This window comes from Pseudomonas sp. B7 (genome assembly GCF_016735645.1).
Lineage (GTDB): Bacteria > Pseudomonadota > Gammaproteobacteria > Pseudomonadales > Pseudomonadaceae > Aquipseudomonas > Aquipseudomonas glycinae.
On the sequence record NZ_JAERRE010000006.1, the window covers coordinates 301,279 to 323,352 of the forward strand.

22 protein-coding genes are annotated in these 22,074 nt (G+C 58.7%); 12 read left to right on the top strand and 10 right to left on the bottom strand.

What is annotated here, in order from left to right; all coding sequences use genetic code 11:
• Nucleotides 1-8 precede the first annotated feature (8 nt).
• Entirely contained in the window at nucleotides 9-842 is an 834-nt protein-coding gene (locus JKA62_RS16100; RefSeq protein ID WP_201818598.1) for a phytanoyl-CoA dioxygenase family protein, read from the bottom strand.
• A gap of 220 nt (nucleotides 843-1,062) precedes the next feature.
• Here JKA62_RS16100 and JKA62_RS16105 point away from each other — a divergent pair, with 220 nt between their 5' ends.
• Both JKA62_RS16105 and JKA62_RS16110 read left to right on the top strand, forming a co-directional pair.
• Nucleotides 1,063-1,776 (top strand): winged helix-turn-helix domain-containing protein, encoded by a 714-nt coding sequence (locus tag JKA62_RS16105; RefSeq protein WP_011334147.1) that lies wholly within the window; start codon nucleotides 1,063-1,065, stop codon nucleotides 1,774-1,776.
• Between the two features lie 513 nt (nucleotides 1,777-2,289).
• Nucleotides 2,290-2,805: a cupin domain-containing protein gene (locus JKA62_RS16110; RefSeq protein WP_103385272.1), complete on the top strand. Its 516-nt coding sequence runs from the start codon at nucleotides 2,290-2,292 to the stop codon at nucleotides 2,803-2,805.
• A 42-nt stretch (nucleotides 2,806-2,847) separates the two neighbouring features.
• Here the strand turns inward: JKA62_RS16110 and JKA62_RS16115 are convergent, their stop codons facing one another.
• Nucleotides 2,848-3,324 carry a hypothetical protein gene (locus JKA62_RS16115; RefSeq protein WP_201818600.1) on the bottom strand — a complete coding sequence of 159 codons (477 nt, stop codon included), beginning with the start codon at nucleotides 3,322-3,324 and terminating at the stop codon, nucleotides 2,848-2,850.
• 278 nt (nucleotides 3,325-3,602) lie between these two features.
• Between JKA62_RS16115 and JKA62_RS16120 the strand changes: the two genes are divergently transcribed.
• Complete coding sequence (locus tag JKA62_RS16120) at nucleotides 3,603-4,826, top strand: zinc-dependent alcohol dehydrogenase (protein ID WP_039768396.1); 1,224 nt, start codon at nucleotides 3,603-3,605, stop codon at nucleotides 4,824-4,826.
• Between the two features lie 125 nt (nucleotides 4,827-4,951).
• On the opposite strand, the gene JKA62_RS16125 is transcribed toward JKA62_RS16120, so the two are convergent.
• The 3 genes from JKA62_RS16125 to JKA62_RS16135 form a co-directional block, all read right to left on the bottom strand.
• Nucleotides 4,952-5,611, bottom strand: coding sequence for a carbonic anhydrase (locus JKA62_RS16125; RefSeq protein WP_011334144.1), 660 nt, complete (start codon nucleotides 5,609-5,611; stop codon nucleotides 4,952-4,954).
• Between the two features lie 134 nt (nucleotides 5,612-5,745).
• Nucleotides 5,746-6,255, bottom strand: a complete 510-nt coding sequence (locus JKA62_RS16130; RefSeq protein ID WP_201818602.1) for a nucleoside deaminase — start codon at nucleotides 6,253-6,255, stop codon at nucleotides 5,746-5,748.
• Nucleotides 6,256-6,285: 30 nt separating this feature from the next.
• The gene (locus JKA62_RS16135; RefSeq protein WP_201818603.1) at nucleotides 6,286-7,626 is read right to left on the bottom strand and encodes a nucleobase:cation symporter-2 family protein; all 1,341 of its coding nucleotides are present in this window, start codon (nucleotides 7,624-7,626) and stop codon (nucleotides 6,286-6,288) included.
• Nucleotides 7,627-7,840: 214 nt separating this feature from the next.
• Here JKA62_RS16135 and JKA62_RS16140 point away from each other — a divergent pair, with 214 nt between their 5' ends.
• Nucleotides 7,841-8,755: a LysR family transcriptional regulator gene (locus tag JKA62_RS16140; RefSeq protein WP_201818605.1), complete on the top strand. Its 915-nt coding sequence runs from the start codon at nucleotides 7,841-7,843 to the stop codon at nucleotides 8,753-8,755.
• Between the two features lie 191 nt (nucleotides 8,756-8,946).
• Complete coding sequence (locus tag JKA62_RS16145) at nucleotides 8,947-10,401, top strand: MFS transporter (protein WP_201818607.1); 1,455 nt, start codon at nucleotides 8,947-8,949, stop codon at nucleotides 10,399-10,401.
• Between the two features lie 6 nt (nucleotides 10,402-10,407).
• Here the strand turns inward: JKA62_RS16145 and JKA62_RS16150 are convergent, their stop codons facing one another.
• Together JKA62_RS16150 and JKA62_RS16155 are read right to left on the bottom strand one after the other, a co-directional pair.
• Entirely contained in the window at nucleotides 10,408-11,259 is an 852-nt protein-coding gene (locus JKA62_RS16150; protein ID WP_011334138.1) for a LysR family transcriptional regulator, read from the bottom strand.
• Nucleotides 11,260-11,352: 93 nt separating this feature from the next.
• The gene (locus tag JKA62_RS16155) at nucleotides 11,353-11,583 is read right to left on the bottom strand and encodes a hypothetical protein (protein WP_011334137.1); all 231 of its coding nucleotides are present in this window, start codon (nucleotides 11,581-11,583) and stop codon (nucleotides 11,353-11,355) included.
• Between the two features lie 282 nt (nucleotides 11,584-11,865).
• Here JKA62_RS16155 and JKA62_RS16160 point away from each other — a divergent pair, with 282 nt between their 5' ends.
• Nucleotides 11,866-12,666, top strand: coding sequence for a DUF1206 domain-containing protein (locus tag JKA62_RS16160; RefSeq protein ID WP_011334136.1), 801 nt, complete (start codon nucleotides 11,866-11,868; stop codon nucleotides 12,664-12,666).
• Here the strand turns inward: JKA62_RS16160 and JKA62_RS16165 are convergent.
• Nucleotides 12,660-13,574, bottom strand: a complete 915-nt coding sequence (locus tag JKA62_RS16165; protein ID WP_201818609.1) for a LysR substrate-binding domain-containing protein — start codon at nucleotides 13,572-13,574, stop codon at nucleotides 12,660-12,662. The two genes, JKA62_RS16160 and JKA62_RS16165, sit on opposite strands and share 7 nt — an antisense overlap.
• A 197-nt stretch (nucleotides 13,575-13,771) precedes the next feature.
• Here JKA62_RS16165 and JKA62_RS16170 point away from each other — a divergent pair, with 197 nt between their 5' ends.
• From JKA62_RS16170 to JKA62_RS16185, 4 genes are all read left to right on the top strand, one after another.
• The gene (locus JKA62_RS16170; protein WP_064381592.1) at nucleotides 13,772-14,521 is read left to right on the top strand and encodes an SDR family NAD(P)-dependent oxidoreductase; all 750 of its coding nucleotides are present in this window, start codon (nucleotides 13,772-13,774) and stop codon (nucleotides 14,519-14,521) included.
• A gap of 94 nt (nucleotides 14,522-14,615) precedes the next feature.
• Nucleotides 14,616-15,914: an MFS transporter gene (locus JKA62_RS16175; protein ID WP_041475274.1), complete on the top strand. Its 1,299-nt coding sequence runs from the start codon at nucleotides 14,616-14,618 to the stop codon at nucleotides 15,912-15,914.
• 18 nt (nucleotides 15,915-15,932) lie between these two features.
• Nucleotides 15,933-16,781, top strand: a complete 849-nt coding sequence (locus JKA62_RS16180) for a transketolase (protein ID WP_201818612.1) — start codon at nucleotides 15,933-15,935, stop codon at nucleotides 16,779-16,781.
• Entirely contained in the window at nucleotides 16,778-17,800 is a 1,023-nt protein-coding gene (locus tag JKA62_RS16185; protein WP_011334131.1) for a transketolase family protein, read from the top strand. The genes JKA62_RS16180 and JKA62_RS16185 overlap by 4 nt, the downstream gene beginning before the upstream one ends.
• A gap of 53 nt (nucleotides 17,801-17,853) precedes the next feature.
• Here the strand turns inward: JKA62_RS16185 and JKA62_RS16190 are convergent, their stop codons facing one another.
• Entirely contained in the window at nucleotides 17,854-18,798 is a 945-nt protein-coding gene (locus tag JKA62_RS16190; protein WP_201818614.1) for a GlxA family transcriptional regulator, read from the bottom strand.
• A gap of 105 nt (nucleotides 18,799-18,903) precedes the next feature.
• On the opposite strand from JKA62_RS16190, the gene JKA62_RS16195 reads away from it, so the two are divergent.
• On the top strand, nucleotides 18,904-19,701 hold the full coding sequence (locus tag JKA62_RS16195; RefSeq protein WP_064381600.1) for an SDR family NAD(P)-dependent oxidoreductase: 798 nt from the start codon (nucleotides 18,904-18,906) through the stop codon (nucleotides 19,699-19,701).
• 213 nt (nucleotides 19,702-19,914) lie between these two features.
• Nucleotides 19,915-21,066 (top strand): major royal jelly family protein, encoded by a 1,152-nt coding sequence (locus JKA62_RS16200; RefSeq protein WP_236676566.1) that lies wholly within the window; start codon nucleotides 19,915-19,917, stop codon nucleotides 21,064-21,066.
• Between the two features lie 71 nt (nucleotides 21,067-21,137).
• Here the strand turns inward: JKA62_RS16200 and JKA62_RS16205 are convergent, their stop codons facing one another.
• Entirely contained in the window at nucleotides 21,138-22,040 is a 903-nt protein-coding gene (locus tag JKA62_RS16205) for a LysR family transcriptional regulator (RefSeq protein ID WP_201818673.1), read from the bottom strand.
• Nucleotides 22,041-22,074 lie beyond the last annotated feature (34 nt).

Sequence of the window (22,074 nt, forward strand, 5' to 3'; positions counted from 1 at the left end):
TGCTCCTCTTATATTAATTGGCGGAACGTTGGGTGGCGGAAGGCGTCTCCCGCTTTCAGCGTCGACAGCTCTTCGGTGAACAGCACTCCTTGCTGCGGATAACCGGAGATGCTGTGTTCTGGCAAAGGATGGAAGGTGGCGTCGTCGCCAAAAAAACGGAAAACGAAGGTGTGACGATCAGGGAAGGCTTCATCCACCGGAGCGCCGCCATGCAGCGAACCCGGATGCAGCAGGAGGATATCGCCAGGCTCGGTGGCCCACGAAATGATCTCGAATGCCTCAGGATCGTTTTGCCGCAAAGCCTCGATGTCCGGCAGGCGTGGCAATGCATCGCCGCCATGCAGCGGTTGAGTCGGATCATTCGGATCGCGAAACGTGGTGCCGTCGTAGCGTGGTCCTTTGTGCGAACCTCGAACGATTTCCAAAGCGTTTTTCTTCGGCACTGACTCAAAACTGATCCAGGCATTGGCCCAGTGGTTTCCGGCCCAAGGCAGATAGGACGTGTCCTGATGCCAAAGCGTGCGAGAACCGCGTCCACCTGCTTTGAGAAACACTTCTTCGGCGAAGTACCACACATTCTCCGAACCCCACAGCTCAGCAAATAGCTCGCCAAAGGGTAGGGAAGCCACCAGTTCTTCGAGACGGGCCTTTGCAACGGGATTGGCGTTGTCGACGTGCGACTGTTGCTCCGTTCCGTCGAACATTCGAGTCGCATGAGGGCCATGATTCTCAACAGCCCAGTCGTAGGCTGCACGGCACTCGGTCAATTGATCTTTGCTCAGAAAACCTTTGATCAAGACGGCCCCGTCTTCCAGGAACGCCTTTCGCACAGAGAGTTGCATGAGAGCTTTCTCCTCGAAAATGCCACTTGGCGATTTCGATGCTAGCAGGCGATAAGATTAAACACAACAGTCGTTATCTTAATAATGTTATCATCAATGGAGGCCTATGCAGATGCTCTGCGGCGGGGCCCCGGTGATCACTCGCTGATGATCGGTCGCTCAACCGCACCGTGGGTCTGAGGCTGCACACACTTAATCAAGGTCCTAATGCTGAGCTTTTATGGAAAACCCAGGTCTCGTTAAAACACTGCTAGTTGAGGACGATCAGAGGCTGGCGAAACTCATCACTAAATTCCTGGCCCGGCATGGTTTTGCGGTGCAAGTGGTTCGCCGGGGTGACCAGGCATTGGCGGCCATCGCTGAACTCAAGCCACAAATCGTCGTACTTGAGCTCCTACTGCCAGATCAGAACGGACTGCACCTGTGCCGTCGGATTCGTGATGGTTTCGATATCCCCATCATCATCTTGACTGCCAAGGGAGATGACAGGGATCAGGTTCTCGGCCTGGAATCCGGTGCCGACGACTATGTAGTCAAACCTGTCAAACCATCGGTATTCCTGGCTCGGTTGCGCGCTTTACTGCGACGCCATATCCCCACGAAGCAACCGACAGCGCTCGACATCCTCGAATTCGGTCAGCTGTCGATCGATCGCAGTGGCCGGGTAGTGAGCCTGGCCGATCAGAGAATCGATCTGACAACCATGGAGTTCGAACTACTGTCCTTGCTGGCCAGTGCGGCGGGCACACTTTTTTCTCGCGACGAAATCCTCAACCGTATCCGCGGTATTCCTTTCGACGGGATCAACCGCAGCGTCGATGTTCACATCAGTAAATTGCGCGGAAAGCTCAATGACAACCCTCGAAATCCAGAGCTCATCAAGACGATCTGGGGCAGGGGCTACCTTTTTAATCCGTTTGCTTGGGAGGCATAGATAAGTATGAAAAAGGACGTGCTGATAACAGGAGAGCCAGTTAAAACATACTTATTAAAAAATATCACACTGACTGCCAGTGATACCGCGACGTTCTCGTGCACGGTAAAAAAATTCACACGAAATAGAAACGCGGATGTATAAAATGCAGGAGGGCCGCTCTATATGTTAGGGGCAGACTGGGAATCCCGAGCCCCCGCGCTAATCTTCCCGGAAAAACGGGCGTGAGCAGCCGCGAATGGAAGCTTGATCTTCATCTGTACTCGCCCCACGGTCGAGTTACTTAATGCCGTGAAAGTTATGCCTGAAAACGCAGTTCTAATCCGGACTGAGGAGCGTAAGCGATCATTGAAAGCTCATGCGCAACGGGAAAGTTAAGCATTAATGATGTACACGAATAGTTATGTTTTAGGCAGAGAGGAAGCATGCCTCAGCTTTAATAGAAACTAACTCGACTAAATGACCGTTTAGTCGAGTTATTACAGAATGTATTGAAAATCAATGGAGCAGGCCATGAATCCGAGTCAGATCAGTGCGTCGAACCTGATTGCATCACTGGACCTTGAACCTCATGTTGAGGGCGGCTATTTCCGCAGGACATACCAGGCTGATCACCGGGACATGCTTGAAACCACGAGCGGCTCACGCTTTCTGATGACGTCGATTTACTACCTGCTGACCGAAGATTCACCGGTCGGCCAGTTTCATTTCAACCATTCGGACATCCTGCATTATTTCCATCTGGGCGATGCCATTGAGTACAGCTTGATCCTTGAAGACGGTTCACTGCAGACGTTGGTGATGGGCAGCGATGTTCTAGCCGGACAACATTTGCAATTGCACGTACCGGGCGGAATCTGGAAAGCCTCCAGACTGCTGAATGGCGAGAACGGATTTGGTTTGATCAGCGAAGCGGTTTCATCAGGATTCGATTTCGCGGATATGGAAATGGGGAACCGGCAGAAACTCACAGCGCGGTATCCGCAGCATCGAGCGCTGATTGAAAAGCTGACGCGTGCCGAGGATTGAGAGCGGCACATTTTAAATAGAGGGATCTACAGCCAACAAAGATCAGGTCGTTTGAAAGCGATGCTGGAGATCGAAATGGCGTGCGCAACCGGGCTGGCTCCGTAATACTTTGTTACGTGTAATGTATATTATGTTAAATGGTGTTTCTGACCGGAACTTCCTCGGTTCACCTTTGACGCCAGGACGCCCTGACTCACTGGTGATATGCAGGTTGAAACCAAACCGTCGTTTGGCTCTTTGGGCTGGATGCGGCCGTTTCAGGGTCAGGTCGGTGGGAATGATCAACGTGTACAACACCGCAAGCACCAGGCCGAACGCGAGGACAAAGACCCTCAACGCCGCGAACAACGGCAGGCAATGTAAACGGCTACGAAACCCAACAGCAAAACCCGCCAGCAGTCCGCAAAGAATCGACGCAGCCGGGAAACCGACCCACGGCGATGTCAGCCGTTTGGCATATTGCGTCAGTTCGGCCATGTTGTTCATCTGCATCGCGCCATCGCCCACCAGGGCGATCATCCATGTTTAACCTCATCTTTTCATTGCGTATGACATCCAGGCGCCGGCATCAACGGCACGCACGGTAGATGTAAAGGTCTGGATCGCCCGGCAGACGGCGAAGTTTCGATTAATTGCGGATCACGACGGAGAGGCAAGACAGGGTTATATGGCGCTCTTCATTGTGAGGAGGCACGCGCCCACCACCGCCAGTCACTTCCCCCGCCTTTCATTATGAACTTACGCTCTCTGTGTGCCCTCTCCCACTTACATTCAGTGAAAGTCAGAGGTAGGACGCCATGAGAGCACTTACGTATCACGGCGCGCACAGCGTCAAAGTCGACAACGTTGCGGATCCAGTCATCCAGGACAGCGATGACATCATTCTTCGAGTGACGGCAACCGCGATTTGCGGATCTGACCTTCACCTTTATCGAGGAAAGATTCCAACCGTCGAGCATGGCGATATTTTCGGTCATGAGTTCATGGGGATCGTCGAGGAGGCAGGTTCAGCGGTCACCGCCGTGCAGCCGGGCGATCGGGTTGTCATTCCCTTCGTCATTGCCTGCGGCAGCTGTTACTTCTGCGCAATGGATCTGTTCGCGGCCTGCGAAACTACAAATACCGGGCGTGGAGCGATCTTGAATAAAAAGGCGATACCCCCGGGAGCCGCGCTGTTCGGATTCAGCCATATGTACGGCGGAGTGCCTGGCGGGCAGGCCGAATACGTGCGTGTACCGAAAGCCAACACCGGGCCGCTCAAAGTGCCAGGGACACTGCCGGATGAGAAAGTTCTTTTCCTCTCCGACATCCTCCCGACTGCGTATCAGGCTGTAACGAACGCGGGGATTGGCAACGGCTCCAGCATCGCCATTTATGGTGCGGGCCCTGTCGGTTTATTAAGTGCAGCCTGCGCGAGAATGCTCGGGGCCGACCAGATTTTCATGGTCGATCACCATCCTTACCGCTTGGCTTACGCGCAGAAAACATACGGCGTAATTCCCATCAACTTCGATGAAGACGACGACCCTGCAGATACGATCATTCGGCAAACCAAAGGAATGCGGGGAGTCGACGGCGTCGTGGACGCGGTCGGGTTTGAAGCGAAAGGCAGTACGACGGAAACGGTTCTCGCGACACTCAAGCTCGAGGGAAGTAGCGGCAAAGCTCTGCGCCAGTGTATTGCAGCTGTCAGACGTGGTGGCGTTGTGAGTGTCCCTGGAGTCTATTCTGGATTCATACATGGATTCCTTTTCGGGGACGCGTTTGACAAGGGTCTGACTTTCAAAATGGGTCAAACCCACGTGCATCGCTTCCTGCCGGAGCTGCTCCATCACATCGAGGCAGGCCGCCTCTCACCGGAGGTCATCATCAGCCATCGTATGTCGCTGGAACAGGCTCCAGAGGGCTATAAAATTTTTGATAAAAAGGAAGAGGATTGCCGCAAGGTCATTCTGACGCCGGGCGATAGCGATGTGGCTCTACCGGAACACGATGTCAACACCACGGCGTTGGCCACATAAAATGTGTGAATAAAAGAAAGGACGTGAAATATCAAACGATTGTGAGTCATCGGTGGGGCTTTGATTCGGGCCAGGGACCGATCGGCCGGGACGAAATTTTCCCCGTCCCGACCTGTCTGTCGCCGTTATATCTGACCACCATTGCGCGCAGCGACGGCAACGGTGGTCGGTGAATCGGAAAGTGGAACGAAGCGTCGAGTGGCTCCATCCAGCGCATCGATGCAACCTGCCTCGATGTCATAGACCCAGCCATGCAAATTCAAGCGTCCTTGCTCAAGTGCAAGCGCCACCGATGGATGAGTCCGCAGGTTCGCCAGTTGGGCGATCACGTTTTCACGAACGAGGCCATCGAGCTTGTCGCGTGGCGTATCGAACTCATGCGCCGCGTTGATCGCTTTCGCGGCGTCCGAGTGGCGAAGCCAGTTGGCAACGGCCGGAAGATGATCCAGACACGTGCAGCGTGAAATCGCGCCCATCGCTCCGCAATCCGAGTGGCCGCAGATCACGATGTCCCGTACGCCAAGCACTGCAACCGCATATTCGACGGTGGCCGAAACACCACCGGGTTCAGGGCCATACGATGGCACAATGTTGCCGGCGTTGCGGATCACGAACAGCTCACCCGGCTCCCGCTGTGTGAGCAGTTCAGGCACTACACGACTATCCGAGCACGTGACAAACAACGCCTTTGGGTTTTGCTCTGTCGCGAGCTGCCTGAAAAGCTCTACGCGTTGTGGATACACCTCGCGCTGAAACCGCAGAAAGCCATCAATAATGTCACGCATAAAGTCCTCCAAAGCCTGATTCCGGATGCCGAGACGAGCACTCGATGCCTTCGCGCCTCAGTGGGGCGTCATTATTGCAGACGTCGCATGCGAGTGCGCGGCCTCACATCACTCGAGCTTCGTTTCAAAACCTGTTACGACCAAAAACCCCTGTGCGGTTCAGCCGCCTCCCCCTCCAGCATCGGCCCCAACACGCTGACCTTGCGTTGCCCCTTGGCGAACACCTCGCGGCACGGCAGCGAGAACGTCGGGTTCTCCGGATGGTCCCCCGTCAGTCCCAGCAAGGCATGCTCCGACAAGGCATAGACCACCCGCCCGATCCCAGTCCAATACACGGCGCCGGCGCACATGCAGCAAGGTTCGGCGCTGGTGTACAGCGTGCACAGTTCCAACTCCTGCGGCGACAGCAGTTTTGCCGCTGCCGCCGCTGCCACCAACTCGGCATGCTGCGTTGGGTCACCTTCCGGGGGCATTGAGTTGTTCCCCGCTTCGACAATCACCTTGCCGTTGTGGTCGGCCACCAATGCCGCGAACGGATGGCGACCGCGTTGTTTCGATGCATCGGACAAGGCAATGGTCTGGCGCAGCAACGTCAGATCAAGCGCGCTGATGCCAGCCGGGATGAGTTCATTCAATTGATTCATGGGTAACTCCAGGGCAGTGGAAAACAAAAGTCAGTCGGCCAGTTCAGCCGATGTAGCGCCGATGGTTTCGGTCGATTTTTTTTCATCGTTGAGCAGAACGTTGAGGACGATGGCGGTGATCGCTCCGGGAAAAATCCCGCTGTCGAGCACCAGTTTCAGGGTCGGGCCGACGTGTTCGAACAGCGCCGGAAAGGACATCGGCAGCACCCCGACACTCACTGACACGGCGACGATAATGCCGTTGCGCGTGCCCTCGAATTGCACCCGTGACAGTTCCTGAATCCCCGCCACCGTGGTCATGCCGAACATCACAATCGCGCAGCCACCGAGCACCGGCGTCGGCACCGCGGCGATCAACGCGCCGAGTTTCGGAAACAGGCCCATCAGCACCATGATTGCCCCGGCAGCGGCCACAACGAAGCGGCTTTTAACGTTGGAGAGCGCAATCAAGCCGGTGTTCTGAGTAAAGGCGTTGTAAGGAAAGCTGTTGAACAAGCCACCGAGCATGGTCGACAAGCCATCGGCGCGGAATGCGTTGCCGAGGGTCTGCTGCGTGGTCGGTTTGCCGGTCAATTTGCCGATCGCCAGACAGTTGCCGGTGGTCTCGGCCATGATGACCAGCATCGCCAGGGTCATGATCAGAATCGGCACCGGCGCGAATTCCGGCGCGCCGAAAGCCATCGGCGCACTCAACTCAAACCAGGCCGCTTCGCTGACCCGATTGAAGTGCGTCATGCCGCAAGCCGCTGCGATCAGGCTGCCGACAAAGAGGCCAATCAGCACGCTGAGGTTGCCGATGAAGCCCTTGAATCTGGCGTAGATCACCAGGGTCACACTGACCGTGGCCAAACCCAGCAACAGGTTGGCGGGATTGCCAAAATCTGCCGAATCGGGATTGCCACCGCCCAGCCAGATCGCCGCTGCCGGCATCAGCGAGATGCCGATAATGGTGATCAGACTGCCAATCACCACCGGCGGAAAAAACCGCAGCAAGCGGCTGAACACCGGTGCCAGCGCAACGGTGATAAATCCCGCCGCGATCACCGCACCGAAAATCTGGCTGAGCCCGAACTCCTTGCCAATCATGATCATCGGCGCCAGGGCAATGAACGAGCAGCCCTGAATCAGCGGCAGGCGGGCGCCGAACTTCCAGAAACCGAGGGTTTGAATCAGCGTCGCCACACCAGAGGTCAACAGGTTGGCGTTGATCAGCAACACGACTTGCGCCGAGGTCAGCCCCATCGCGCTGCCAAGAATCAGCGGCACCGCCACCGCTCCCGCGTACATCACCAGAACATGCTGCAAGCCAAACGTGAACAACTGGCGCAGTGGCAAAACCTCGTCCACCGGATGAATGCGTTGTGTGGTCATTTCCCACGCTCCTGAAGGTGCGGCATCTGTTGAGATTGCGGGCATGCCCAAGGCGTTTGAAAGGTGCATCCGCCCCGGAGATCGTTTGAAGCGGGGCCATATTTGAACGTTTATTGCGATGAAACAAATTAGCAACCATCGCTTTTTCCGATGGCACGGATCTGGCATCCGTTAGCCGCTCCAAACCTTCATTTTCGAACCGGGAGTTCAACGCTTGCGCTTCTCACTCGATCAACTGTTGATGTTCGTCCAAGTGGTCAAAAGCGGATCGTTTTCCGCCGCCGGGCGCAAACTGGGCAAGACCCAATCGACCATCAGCGCAGCGATTGCCAACCTCGAAACCGACCTTGGCGTCGACCTGTTCGACCGCAGCAACCGCAGCCCTGCCCTCACCGCCAGCGGCCACAAATTGCTGGTGCAGGCCGAAGCCGTGCTTGAACGCTGCATGACCTTCGAAGCCCACGCCAATTGTCTGTCGGAAAACGTAGAGCCCAGCCTGACACTGGCCATTGAAACGCCGTACGGCCCGATCATGCCGGTGCTCAAAGCCTTCGAAGCAGCCTTCCCCTTTGTCGACCTGATCATTCGTCATCCGGTCCATGGCGACGTCAGTGAACTGGTCAGCAGCGGCGAAGCGGTGCTCGGTGTGGCGTTCTCACAGCCCGGCTACCCCAAGGAGCTGGCGTTCCAGCAGCTGGGCAAACTGATCATGCTGCACGTCTGCCATCCCCGGCACCTATTGGCGCAACTCGATAACGTCACGTTCGAGGATCTGCACGTCCATCGCCGCCTGGCCTTCAGCGCCCACGCGAGCAAACTGCCGAGCAGCGAATACCTGCGTTCGACCCAGCTGTGGCAGGCGGAAAGTTATCTGGCGTTATTGGAAATGGTCCGCGCCGGACTCGGCTGGGCCACCCTGCCCCGCCAGCTCGTTCAGCGTGAACTGGCCAAGGGTGAGCTGGTGGAACTGCAGCTCTCGGCATATCCGCATACGGACTGGCAGATTGGTGTGGATTTGCTCTGGGCGCGGCAGCGGCCGTTGGGTAAGGCAGAGCGATGGCTGAAGGAGAAGTTGCAGGGCAACAAGGTGTATGAACTGGATCGCAACGGGCAGACCACCACGCTTTGAGGTCAATGCAGTCGGCCTGCCGGGATCGGCAGACGATGGCACTGACACGAATGAACGTTGGCCGTGCAGTTTTGTAAGGCGAAAACGCAGGAGCGATTCCCTAAATTGGGACCCGGCGACCTGACCCGGGCAGGCGCGAAGCCTTGCCCTTCAGTCGTCGTCAAACCTGAGTTCCCTACAGGATGCCTGTCATGTCTCGAATCGAAATCGAAGTGCCCGAACCCCGGCGCTGGTTGATGTTTGCCATATTGCTCGTCGGAGCGTTTCTGCCGCCCCTGGATTTTTTTATCGTCAACGTCGCCCTCCCCTCGATACAAGAGGATCTGGGGACAGCCTCCTCTGCCGAGCAGTTGGTGATTTCCTCCTATGCAACGCTCTATGCCGTGACGCTGATTACCGGCGGACGACTCGGCGATCTGTACGGCCGCGGGCGGATGTTTTTCCTTGGTCTGCTGGGTTTCGCCGCCGCGTCGCTGATGTGCGGCCTGGCGGTTTCGCCGTGGATGCTCATCCTCGGACGCGCCTTGCAGGGTGTGACCGCCGCCGTAATGGCCCCTCAGGCACTTGCATCGGTGCAGGCGATTTTCCCAGTGTCGGAAAGACCATTGGCATTGAGCATTTACGGGGCCGTATTTGGACTGGCGTCTGTGATCGGTCAGGCACTGGGCGGCTTTTTGATTGAGGTCGACGTGTTGGGCATGGGATGGCGCGCGATCTTCCTGGTCAACCTGCCGATCGCGTTGCTGGTGATTGCGTTCGGCATCCGTGTGCTCAAAGAAACCCGTGCGCAGCACGCGAGCAAGCTGGATCTGGTGGGCACTGCGTTGTCGATGCTGACCCTGACCACCCTGGTCGTGCCATTGATTGAAGGCCGCGAGGCCGGATGGCCGTGGTGGGCATGGCTGTCGCTGGCCGCCAGCCCTGCGCTGGCGGTAGCGTTCTGGCGCTACGAGAGCCGCTTGCACCGGGCCGGAGGAACGCCCATCCTCGCCCCGGCCGTACTGAATGCACCGGGCCTGGGGCGAGCGCTTCTGGTCGCGCTTTGCTTCTATTCAATCGGTGTGTTTTTTCTGATGTTCTCGATGTACATGCAAAGCGCATTGCATATGAGCGCACTGCACGCCGGCCTGATCTTTCTGCCGTTTGGCGCGGGATTTCTGCTCGGTCCCCTGTCGGTTCCGCTCCTCAGGCGCATCCTCGGGGGCTACGTGAATCCTGTAGGCATGGGACTGGAAGTAGTCGGATTACTATGGCTGGGCTGGCTCGTGTCAGTGACACCGACTACCCTCGCCCCGCCCTTCACTTCTCTGACGGTCATCCTGTTCCTGATCGGTCTGGGACAGGGGCTTGGCCTGCCGACGTTGATGCGCATGGTCACGGGCCGGGTAGCGCCGGCGTATGCCGGGATGATCGCAGGCATTACCAGCGCCACGCTGCAGATCAGCACATCGCTGAGCGTGGCACTGATTGGCGGTGTGTTTTATACCTTGCTGGGAGAACCGGCAACGGCGGTCAGCATCACTCATGCGTTCACGATCGCTGTTCTGTGCATCGCCGTCTGCCTGGCCGTAGGGACAGCGATAAGCCTGACGTTAGCGCGCGAGCCAGCGACGGTAGCGCAAGCCTCGGCTGTACGCCCGACCTGAGGCGCGCTACCCCGTACCGATCATGCTGGAGGCAAGGTCGGCCAGTGCGCGCAGCCGGTCCATCTGGCGCATGTCCTGGTGATACCCCATCCAGATGTCCCGCCCTGGCGGTGGCTCGTCCTCATCCAGCAGTCGCAGTCCCGACACGGAGTCACCGAGGACGCGGGGCAAGACGGCAACGCCCAGCCCCTTCGCGCACATCTGTGCCTGAACCGTACGGCTGCTGCTGGTGAACACGGTGCGGGCCAGCGGATAGCGTTGCTGCAGCCATTGCACGTCCGGGTAATGGGCCTGGGCGATGTTCATCAGGATCAGGCCAAGCCCCTCGCCGTCCGGCTGCGGCGTCGGGGCATGCGAAGCCGCGTATAGGCCGTACGACAGAGTTGTCAGCTTGCGGTGCACGATGTCGGGTTCGGTGAAAGGCACGATCCGGAAAGCGATGTCGGCATCCCGGCGGGCAAGGTCGAACAGTCGATGCCCGGCGATGACTTCGGGAACGATCAACGGGTAGCGGTGCACCAGTTCGCTGAGAACCGGCGACAAAACATGACAGGCGAACCAGTCGGCTGAGGATATCCGCAACAGGCCTTCAGGCTGATCACCATGCCCCGCCAGACGCCGCTCGATGGCCAACGCACTGTGTTCCATGTCCTGCGCCAGACCGAGAATCCTCTCGCCACTGTCCGTGAGCACCAGCCCTTGAGCGGTCCGCAGGAAAAAGGCTTGCCCACTGGTTTGTTCAAGCACCTGCAAGCGCCGTCCGACCGTTGGGTGACTGACCCCCAACTCCCTGGCGGCTCCGCCCAGCGAGCCGTTGCGGGCAATCGCCAGGAAGATCCGCATGTCACTCCAGTCCATGCCCTCGCCCCGTACAAAAATGAACATTGAGTGATCAGCTTATAGTTCAAGTAGATGGCTGTTCATGAATATCGATTCAATCAGCCGATCTGATCAGCCTCGCGACAATGACTTCAAGCGCTCCACCAGCGCGGCTTCGAAAATGATGTACAGCCTCTCGGCATCGCCGGCACGCAAAGCCCCGCCGGTTTCCAGTCCCAGCACGAAACCATCCGCCCGCGCCCCTGCCTTGACAGCAATGATCATCGAGTCTGCCCGGACAATCTGCGCCAGCAGCCGGTCCGCTTCTCGCTGAATCTTGTCGCCCAACACCACGCCTTCCACATCGCCACCCAATACGTTCAATTAGACATCCAGTACATGACCGCGATAACCGCTGAAACCCAGATGATGGTCAATACAATCGAGTAACCAGCCAGTTGCTTGTCCATTTTCACCACGGCATCAATATGAATCTGAATGATGGGTCAGGATCGTCCGGCTCGCAACGGCAGCTCGTCCCCTTCATCCATCGCACTCCGGGTAAACGTCCGGACTCCGATTTGTAACAGAACCCCTTTCAGCAACAAGGGTCTGCTCTCTTAATACACCTCGGAAATCTATCCAATGTCCGCGCAACGCAGTCTCGTCATACTCGCTCGGGGCGGATACGCCGCTCGCGGAGTGCTTTATTTGATCATCGGCATATTCGCGCTATTGGCAGCCCATGATTCGACAAAACCCAAGGACAGTCACAAGAGTCTGGAAGCCTTGCTGAGCCAGCCGTTCGGCTATTTTCTGGTGGGCCTTGTGGTGGCGGGTCTGCTTGCGTTTGCAGCCTGGCGTGTCCTGCAAGCGATACGCGATGTCGATCATCACGGCACGCAGCTCAAAGGGCTGGTGATTCGTGCAGGCCTGTTTGCAGGAGGTCTGGTCAACGGTGCTCTGGCGTTTTTTGCATTGGGACTGCTTGTGAGCGGTAGCCGCCGTTCGAGCCATTCCGCAGAGCAGACCAAAGACTGGCTGGCGCATCTTTTGTCTTGGGAACACTCGAATCTATTGTTGTACCTGATTGCGCTCATTCCGCTGGGGGTTGGCGTTGCTCACATCATCAAGGGATGGAAGGCCTCGTTCGAGAAGTATTTTGAGGCCGACGAAGAGGTCATGCGCTATGTCCGTCCGGTGTCTCGCTTCGGTCTGATCGCACGCGGCGTCGTGTTTATGGAGATTGCTTTGCTGCTGGCCGTCAGCGGTTCCGCTTATCAAGCCATGGACCCGCCTGGCATGAAGGAAGCGCTGGACGCGCTGCAGAATCTGCCCGCCGGATGGCTTGTCCTGATGGTGATGGCCCTGGGGCTGATTGCCTTCTCGGTTTACAGTTTCTCGGAAGCGTGTTGGCGCAAGATCAATATGGATGTGCTTCAGTAACTGAAGTCATGCCCCAACTCACGCTGCATCCATTCCAGAAAACGCCTCACCCGTGGAAATCCCGCATGCGCCTTCGGGAAAACCAAGTGGTGTGCGGTGATCGGGGCACTCAGCCCGGGAATGACTTCGACCAACTCGCCGCGCGCCAGGTAGTCCTGCGCCAGCAGCGTGCTTTCCAATGCAAATCCAAGCCCGTGGCTGGCGGCTTCGAGGGTCATGTAGGAGCGATCAAAGCTCAAGGTATAGGGGCTTTCAGGGCGCGACAGCCCGTGTTGAGCAAACAGTTGCGGCCACTTGATCAGCGTCGCCTCCGACAGGATCAGGTTGCAGTCCAGCAAGTCAGCGACGGCGCGGATCGGGCGTTTTTCCAAAAGCTTGGGTGATGCGAGGACTGCGATTTTTTCGTTGCGCAACGTGCGCACTTCGAAACTTGGCCAGTTCGGCATGCCGTGGCGGATGTCCACGTCGATCTTGTCCCGACTGAAGTGCAGCGACTCATAGGAGCATGAGAGATTGAGCTGAATGTCGGGATGGCTCTCGCGAAACTGTTCCAGGCGCGGCATCAGCCACAACAGGCCGAAGCTGGGTGATGAATGCAATCGCAGACAGTCGAGGCTGACATCACTGGTCGCGCGCTCTGTTGCCACCGCCAGGCTGTGCAGGATGCCGGATATCTCGGACAGGTATTGCTCGCCCACGGGCGTCAACGTCACTCCCCTGGCCGTTCTGAGGAACAGCTGCCGCCCGATCATCGCCTCGAGTTTGGCCAGTTGGTGACTGACTGCCGAGGGCGTCAGGTCCAGCACTTCGGCCGCTCGCGCGACGTTGCCAAAGCGCGCAGTTTGCTCAAAGGCCTGAATGGCTTTCAGGGGTGGCAGGATTGGCGGTGTTTCGCCAGATGAACTCATGATGAGGGTTGTTCCGCTGCAAGTGGCTGAGGCCGGGCGTTCGGCTATTCAAACACCGCATTCGCATGTTGGCGAGTGCTGAATTTTTTTCAGTATCCAGTGAAGTTCGCGTTATTGCTCAGGGTCGTTCCGGGAGACAAGCTGAGTCATCGGTTCTGCACGGACCGACTCAATAACAACAATCAGAGGTTTCTCCCATGCTTCTTCAAGGCAAAGTCGCGATCATCACAGGTGCTGCCTCCGCACGTGGTATCGGCCGCGCGACAGCTACGACCTTCGCTCAACATGGCGCCCGGGTGGTGATTCTGGATCTGGACGCATCCGCTGCCCGCGATGCCGCTGCCTCTTTGGGCGAGGGTCATCTCGGCCTGGCTGCCAACGTCGCCGACGAGTCTCAGGTGCAGCAGGCTGTCGCGACCGTCATCGAACACTTTGGCCGTATCGACATACTGGTCAACAATGCCGGCATCACCCAACCCCTCAAGACCCTCGATATCCGCCCCGGTGATTACGACAAGGTGCTGGACGTCAGCCTGCGCGGTACGTTGCTGATGTCCCAGGCGGTGATTCCGCTGATGCGCCAGCAAGCCAGCGGCAGCATTGTGTGCATGTCTTCGGTTTCCGCGCAGCGCGGCGGCGGCATTTTTGGCGGGCCTCATTACAGCGCCGCCAAGGCCGGTGTGCTGGGTCTGGCCAAGGCCATGGCGCGTGAGCTGGGGCCGGACAACGTGCGCGTCAACTCCATCGCCCCCGGCCTGATTCACACCGACATTACGGGCGGCCTGATGCAGGACGAACGCCGCCACGCGATCATCGACGGCATTCCGCTGGGACGTCTGGGCGAGGCGCAGGATGTGGCCAATGCGGCGCTGTTCCTGGCCAGCGACCTGTCCTCCTATCTGACCGGCATCACCCTGGATGTGAACGGCGGCATGCTGATTCACTGACACACGTGGCGGGCCTCGCGGCCCGTGCGGTTCTGGATCGATGATACGGCCGGGCAGACTTGCCCGGCGGTCAATAAAAACAAGAGATCAGACCATGACTACCCTGTCGCTCGAAGCCGTTTCGGCGGTGCGTTCCAACGCCTACCGTAAAACCGCCTGGCGCCTGATGCCGTTCCTGATGCTGTGCTACCTGTGCGCCTACCTCGATCGCGTCAACGTCGGCTTTGCCAAACTGCAAATGATGAACGATCTGGCGCTCAGCGAAACAGTCTACGGGCTGGGCGCCGGCATGTTCTTCATCGGCTACTTTCTCTGCGAAGTGCCCAGCAACATCATCCTGCACAAGGTCGGCGCGCGGGTCTGGATCGCGCGCATCATGATCACCTGGGGCATTGTCTCCGCCCTCTTCGCCTTCGTCGAAACCGCCTGGCAGTTCTACGCCCTGCGCTTTCTGCTGGGCATTGCCGAAGCCGGCCTGGCGCCGGGTCTGCTGCTGTACCTCACCTACTGGTTTCCGTCCTACCGGCGTGCGCGCATGACGGTGTTGTGGTTCATCGCCATCCCGTTGTCGGGCATGGTCGGCGGCCCGCTCTCCGGCTGGATCATGAACCACTTCGCCGGCATGCACGGCTGGGCCGGCTGGCAATGGATGTTTGTGCTGGAGGCCGTGCCTACGGTGGTTGTCGGACTGTTGGTGCTCAGCTACCTCAAGGATGGCGTGCATCAGGCCAGTTGGCTCAACGACGACGAAAAAGCCCTGATCACCCGTGAGCTGGCGGAGGATGACCAGCAGAAAGTGACGCATGCATCCGTGGGCGAATTCATTCGTGACCGTCGCCTCTGGCTGCTCGCGGGGATCTATTTCTGTGTGGTGATGGGGCAGTACGCAATTACCTTCTGGCTGCCGACCCTTGTGCGTAATGCCGGGGTCTCCGATCCGATGAAGATCGGTTTGCTGACCAGCCTGCCCTACCTCTGTGCCATCGCCGCCATGTTGCTGGTGGGACGCAGTGGCGACAAACATCGCGAACGCCGCTGGCATCTCATCGTCCCGATGATCGCCGGGGCCATCGGCCTGACCCTCGCGGCGCTGATGGGAGGCAATGTGATGCTGTCCATTCTCAGTCTGTGCCTGGCGGCTTCCGGCATCCTTTCCGCGACCTCGCTGTTCTGGATGCTCCCCACCACGCTGCTTGGTGGTGTCTCCGCCGCGGCCGGCATCGCCGCCGTCAACAGCTTCGCCAACCTTGCCGGCTTCTGCTCGCCCTACCTGATTGGCTGGATAACCACACTCACCGGCTCCAGCGCTATCGGCATGTATCTGATCACCGGCGTGCTGCTGATCGGCGCCTCGCTGGTCCTGCGCATTCCCGCCGCCCTGGTCAATCGTTGATTCACAGGAGAATTCACCATGACTGCCAACCTTTCATTCACAACACCCCAGACGCTGGCCGAGCGCGCCCACAACATTCGCCGCCATGCCTTGCGCATGGGCCAGGTGCAGGGCCAGGGCTATGTCGGCCAGGCCCTCGGTGCGGCGGACCTGCTCGCGGTCGCCTACTTCCATGCGCTGAGCTATCGCCCCGAAGACCCGGCGTGGGAGCCGCGTGATCGGTTCTATCTGTCGATCGGTCACTACGCGATTGCGCTGTACGCGGCGCTGATCGAAGCCGAGATCATTCCGCTCGATGAGCTTGAAACCTACGGCTCGGACGACAGCCGATTGCCGATGTCGGGCATGGCCGCCTACACACCGGGCATGGAAATCACCGGTGGTTCGCTGGGTCAGGGGCTGGGTATCGCCGTCGGGGCTTGCCTGGGTCTCAAGCGCAAGGGCTCGACATCGTTCGTCTACAACCTGCTGTCGGACGGCGAGCTGAACGAAGGCTCGACCTGGGAAGCCGTGATGTCGGCCTCGCACTGGAAGCTCGACAACCTGATCGCCATCGTCGACGTCAACAACCAGCAAGCGGACGGCCATTCCAGCGAGATCCTGTCGTTCGAACCCATCGTTGATCGCTGGCAAGCGTTTGGCTGGTTCAGCCAGCGCGTCGACGGCAACGACCTGGACGCACTGGTCAAAGCCTTCGATGCCGCCCGCCACCACCCCGGTACTCAGCCACGGGTGATCATCTGCGACACCACCATGGGCAAAGGTGTGCCCTTCCTCGAAAACCGCGAAAAGACCCATTTCATCCGCGTGGACGAACACGAATGGGATCTGGCACTGACCACGCTTGAAGAAGGAAAAAACCAATGAGCAACGCCGCCAACACACCGACCTCGACTGGCGAACCGATCAAGAAGCGCCTGACCACCTCGGCGATGATTGCCTCGATTGCCTCTGAAGGCCAAGCCACCCGCTCAGCACCTTTTGGCCATGCATTGGCTGCACTGGCGGATCAGCGTCCGGACATCGTCGGCCTCTCCGCTGACCTGTCCAAGTACACCGACCTGCATATTTTCGCCAAGGCCCACCCGGATCGTTTCTATCAGATGGGCATGGCCGAACAACTGTTGATGAGCGCTGCCGCAGGCATGGCCCGCGAAGGCTTCGTGCCGTTCGCCACCACGTATGCGGTGTTCGCCTCGCGTCGCGCCTACGACTTCATCTGCATGGCGATTGCCGAGGAAAACCTCAACGTCAAAATCGTTTGCGGATTGCCCGGCCTCACTACCGGTTACGGCCCCAGCCACCAGGCCACCGATGACCTGGCGATCTTCCGGGCGATGCCCAACCTGATGATCGTCGACCCTTGTGACGCGCTGGAAATCGAACAGGCCGTGCCCGCCATTGCCGCGCATCAGGGCCCGGTCTACATGCGCCTGCTGCGCGGCAACGTGCCGCTGGTGCTGGATGAATACGGCTATCAATTCGAGATCGGCAAGGCCAAGACCCTGCGCACCGGTAACGATGTCCTGATCATCTCGACCGGTTTGATGACCATGCGCGCATTGGAGGCCGCCAAGGCGCTGCAGACCGATGGCGTCGATGTCGCGGTGCTGCATGTGCCGACGATCAAACCGCTGGATGAACAGACCATTCTCGCCGAGGCCCGCAAGTCTGGCCGGCTGGTGGTTACCGCAGAAAACAGCTCGATTATTGGCGGGCTGGGTGAAGCGGTTGCCGGGGTACTGCTGCGCAACGGAGTGACGCCGACGTTCAGGCAGATCGCATTGCCCGACGCGTTCCTCGACGCCGGCGCACTGCCGACACTGCATGATCGCTACGGCATTTCCACCGACGCCGTCTGCGCGCAAATCAAGTCCTGGCTATGACCGCTGGCTGATCGGGGTGCATAGGAACAAGCGCTCCGATCAGACGTATTGCCTTAGCCAATCCGCCTGGCATCTCGTCGAACCGCCTGCGGCGGAACGCCAAACCCTCGCATGAATACTTCGCGCATGTGGCGACGGTCTCGAAACCCCGTTTCCTTCGCCACGCGATCAAGGCTGTGACGACTTTGCTCGATCATCACGCGAGCGGCCTCCAGACGCAGGCTTTCAACAGCCTTGGCCGGTGACTGGCCTGTCTCGGCGGTAAATACCCGGGTGAATTGTCTGGGACTCAAGTGCACGACGTCGGCAAGTTCCTCCACGCTGAGCGGGCGGCTCAGGTGCGTACGCGCATACTCCAGCGCACTCTGAATACGGTCCGACTTTGGAGCAAGCGTGAGCAATTCCGAATGCTGGGATTGCCCACCCGAACGCCGTTGATGCATGACCAGTTTGTGCGCCACCGACCGGGCCATGTCGGTGCCCAGATCCTTTTCCACCATGCCCAACGCCATGTCCAGCGCAGCTGTCATGCCTGCCGACGTCCAGACGGGACCGTCGACGATGAAGATCCGGTCTTCCTCGACCTCGATTCTTGGATGCAGCTCACGGAGCTTGTTCGCATAGGACCAGTGGGTGGTCGCCCTTCGATCGTCCAGAACCCCTGCCTGCGCCAGAACGAACGAGCCGGTGCACAGACCTGCTGTGCGTCGGGCTCCATCGACGAAGGCGCGCACGCTGGCCAGCACCTCTTCACCTGGCGGGTTCAAGGGGGTCAGCGTACCGGTAATCATCCACGTGTCGGCCAATCCCGGGGCGCCCAGAGGGAGCGTGTCGATGTACATGCCCAACGAAGAACGCACGGTTCCACCGCCGATCGAGAAGTTCTGGACCTTGTAGATCTCTTCCCCTGCAACGATGTTGGCGAACTCGAATACAGCCTGGGTTGCCAGGGACATCACCTGAAAACCCTCGGTAATCAGATAGCCGACGCGATGCATGACTGAACTCCTTTTTGAATGTCCTTAAACACTACCATATACGTCGTTTAAGACATCAGTCCCCTCCTTCATCATGGCTCCACACACAACCCACGGAGCTTGATCATGACGCAACAATACAAAGGCACTGCGCTCATCACCGGCGCGTCCACCGGAATCGGCTCGATTTACGCCGAACACCTTGCCCGTCGCGGGTACGACCTGGTGCTGGTGGCACGCAACCGCGAACGTCTGAACGCACTGGCCAGTCGTCTGACCAGCGAAACCCGGCAGAACATCGAAGTGTTGCAGGCCGATCTTGGCCGCCCCGAGGACCTCGCCAAGGTAGAACGCAAGTTGCGTGAGGACGCCAGCATCACCTTGCTGGTCAACAATGCCGGCATCGGCACCCATACCGGCCTGCTGGAGAGTGATGTCGAGCGGATGGCCGAGATGATCACGCTGAACGTCACCGCCCTTACCCGCCTGACCTACGCCGCGATTCCAGGTTTTGTCGCCCGCGAACAAGGCGCCGTGATCAATATCTCCTCGATCGTCAGCCTGGCGCCGGAGTTGCTCAACGGCGTGTACGGCGGCAGTAAGGCCTACGTCACCGCGTTCACCCAGTCCCTGCACAAGGAACTCTCGGATAAAGGCATCCGGATCCAGGCCGTCCTGCCCGGCGCAACCGCGACGGACTTCTGGCAAATCGGTGGATTGCCTGTCGAGCATCTGGATCCGGGCATCGTGATGTCGGCCCAGGACCTGGTCGCCGGCGCTCTGCAGGATTTCGACAACGGCGTGCTGATCTCCATCCCCTCGATGCACGACCTGCAAGGTTACGAGCGTTACGAAGCCAGCCGCCAGGCCTTGTTCTCCGAGCTCTCGAGCAACCGGCTCGCACCGCGCTACAACGCCAACTGATCGCTAAAGCCATCTGTCGTCAAGCTGCCAGCCCTCCCTGATGGAAGGCTGGCAGCTTTGTATTTTCCGCAAAATGCGGAAAGTCTTCCTGCGATCTGCTTCTGTCTGAAGAAGGTCGTCGCGCATAGCCTGTCACTGCCTTCTCGTGCTCACTGATTTATCGCGACTCGTGCTTGAAGGCTCCTCACATCACTGGCGCTCAAGGACTTGAACATGAACAGATTATTTAAAATCGCAGGCCTGGCCCTTGCGGTATCCGTAAGCGGCCTGGCCGTCGCGCAAAGTGATACGGGCAAAGGCGCCGCCATCGAACGTGTTTACGCGTTCAACGGGGCCATGCCGACAGGCGTGACGGTAACCGAAACCGGCCGTATCTTCGTGAACTTCCCCCGGTGGGGTGATGACGTGCCCTACACCGTTGCGGAAATTTCCAACGGTCAGCTTGTGCCCTACCCTGATCTGAGAACCAATGTCGCGGATCCGCAGAACCCGGCCAAGGGATTCATCAGCGTGCAAAGTGTGGTTGCCGACGGCAAAGGCCGCGTCTGGGTGCTCGACACGGCAGCACCGAAGTTTTCCGCGCCTCAGGCGGGCGGAGCCAAGCTGGTGGCGATCGACCTGACCTCCAACAAGATCACAAAAACGATTGTGTTCCCTGACGACGTCATCCTGCCGACCACCTATGTCAATGACGTGCGCTTTGACTTCCGTACAGGCAAGGAAGGGACCGCCTACATTACCGACTCTTCGGTCAGCGGCCCTGGCGGCATCATTGTGGTCGATCTCGCGAGTGGCCAGGCAAGCCGCAAACTGACTGGTGCCCAATCCACCTCGGCCGACCCGTCCTTTATCCCGAAGGTTGAAGGCAAGCCCGCACTGGTGACGCGCGATGCTCAAGGCAAAACCGGCCTGTTGACGGTGGCGTCTGACGGTATTGCCCTGTCCAGTGATGGCAAGACGCTCTACTTCTGCCCGTTATCGAGCAGACGCCTGTACGCCGTGCCGACTGCCCTGTTGCGTGATCCGGGTGTGAGCGATGCCGAACTGGAAAAAGCCGTCGTCGACCTCGGTGAAAAAGGTGCTTCCGACGGTCTTGAAGCCGATGCCGACGGTGCCGTGTACGCCGGTGACTACGAGCACAACGCGATTCGCAAACGCCTGCCGGACGGTCGCTGGCAGACGCTGGTCGAAGACTCGCGAGTGCTTTGGCCCGATACGTTGTCGATCGGCCCGGACGGCTACCTGTATTTCACCGCCAACCAGCTTCATCGCTCGGCAGGTTTTAATGACGGTCAGGACAAACGCGTCAAACCGTACAGCCTGATGCGTGTGAAGATCGGCGCCAAGCCTGCAGCGACGTACTAGAGCACCGTCAGAGCATTGAGGTCTGGCTCAACGGCCTGAACCTGACGCGGCACCCCAGCCTCGTCAGGTTCTCATTCAGCTACGTAACGTTCGAATCGTTGCGCCAGGAAAGTTCTCAACGCCTGTACAGCCGGTGTGAGTGAGGTGCGATGGGGACACACGAGCTGAAGTGGCGCCGGCTGTCCGACGTCTGCCGGGAAAAGCTCCACCAGTCGACCGCTGCGCAAGTCATCCAGCACATCGATTTTCGACCTGTAGACGATTCCGAAACCGGCAACCGCCCAGCGCCGGACGATATCGGCATCATCACTGACCCGGTCGCCGGTCACCTGAACGGTCCTGACACCGTCCGCCGAATGAAAGCTCCAGCGTTCGTAGGTCTGCTCGCCCATCACAAACCGAAGGCAATTATGGTTGCCCAATTCTTCCGGTGCGGCAGGCCGGCCGTGGCGGGCCAGATAGTCCGGCGAGGCGCAGACCGTTCTTCTGTTCGTCGGCGCCAGGGCCAGAGAGACGAGGCTGGAATCGGCCAACAAACCATAGCGGATACTGGCATCCAGTTGCTCGCCGACCAGGTCGGCAATCTGATCGCTGACCCGTAACTGCAACAGCACCTTCGGATGCAGTTGCTGAAACTCGTCGAGCCATCGCAACAGCACGTTTCGGCCGATATCCGACGGTATCGACAAGCGAATCGTGCCGGCGATTTCACCGCGACCTTCACTGAGTGCGATCTCGCCATTTTCAAGCGCTTCGAGTGCCTGCCGGGCATGGGAAAGGTAGCGTTCGCCATCGTCCGATAATCTCAAGCGCCGGGTCGAGCGAACGAACAACCTTGCTCCAAGACTGCCCTCAAGACGCTGAACCGCTCCGCTGGCCAAGGCTGGAGAAATGTCCAGCAATCGGGCAGCGGCGGAGAAACTGCCGGCCGCAGCCGTGGTGACGAATACCTGAAGGTCATCTACGCGGACTATTTTCTTCACGATCACGAAATTCTGTAGGGTCGGA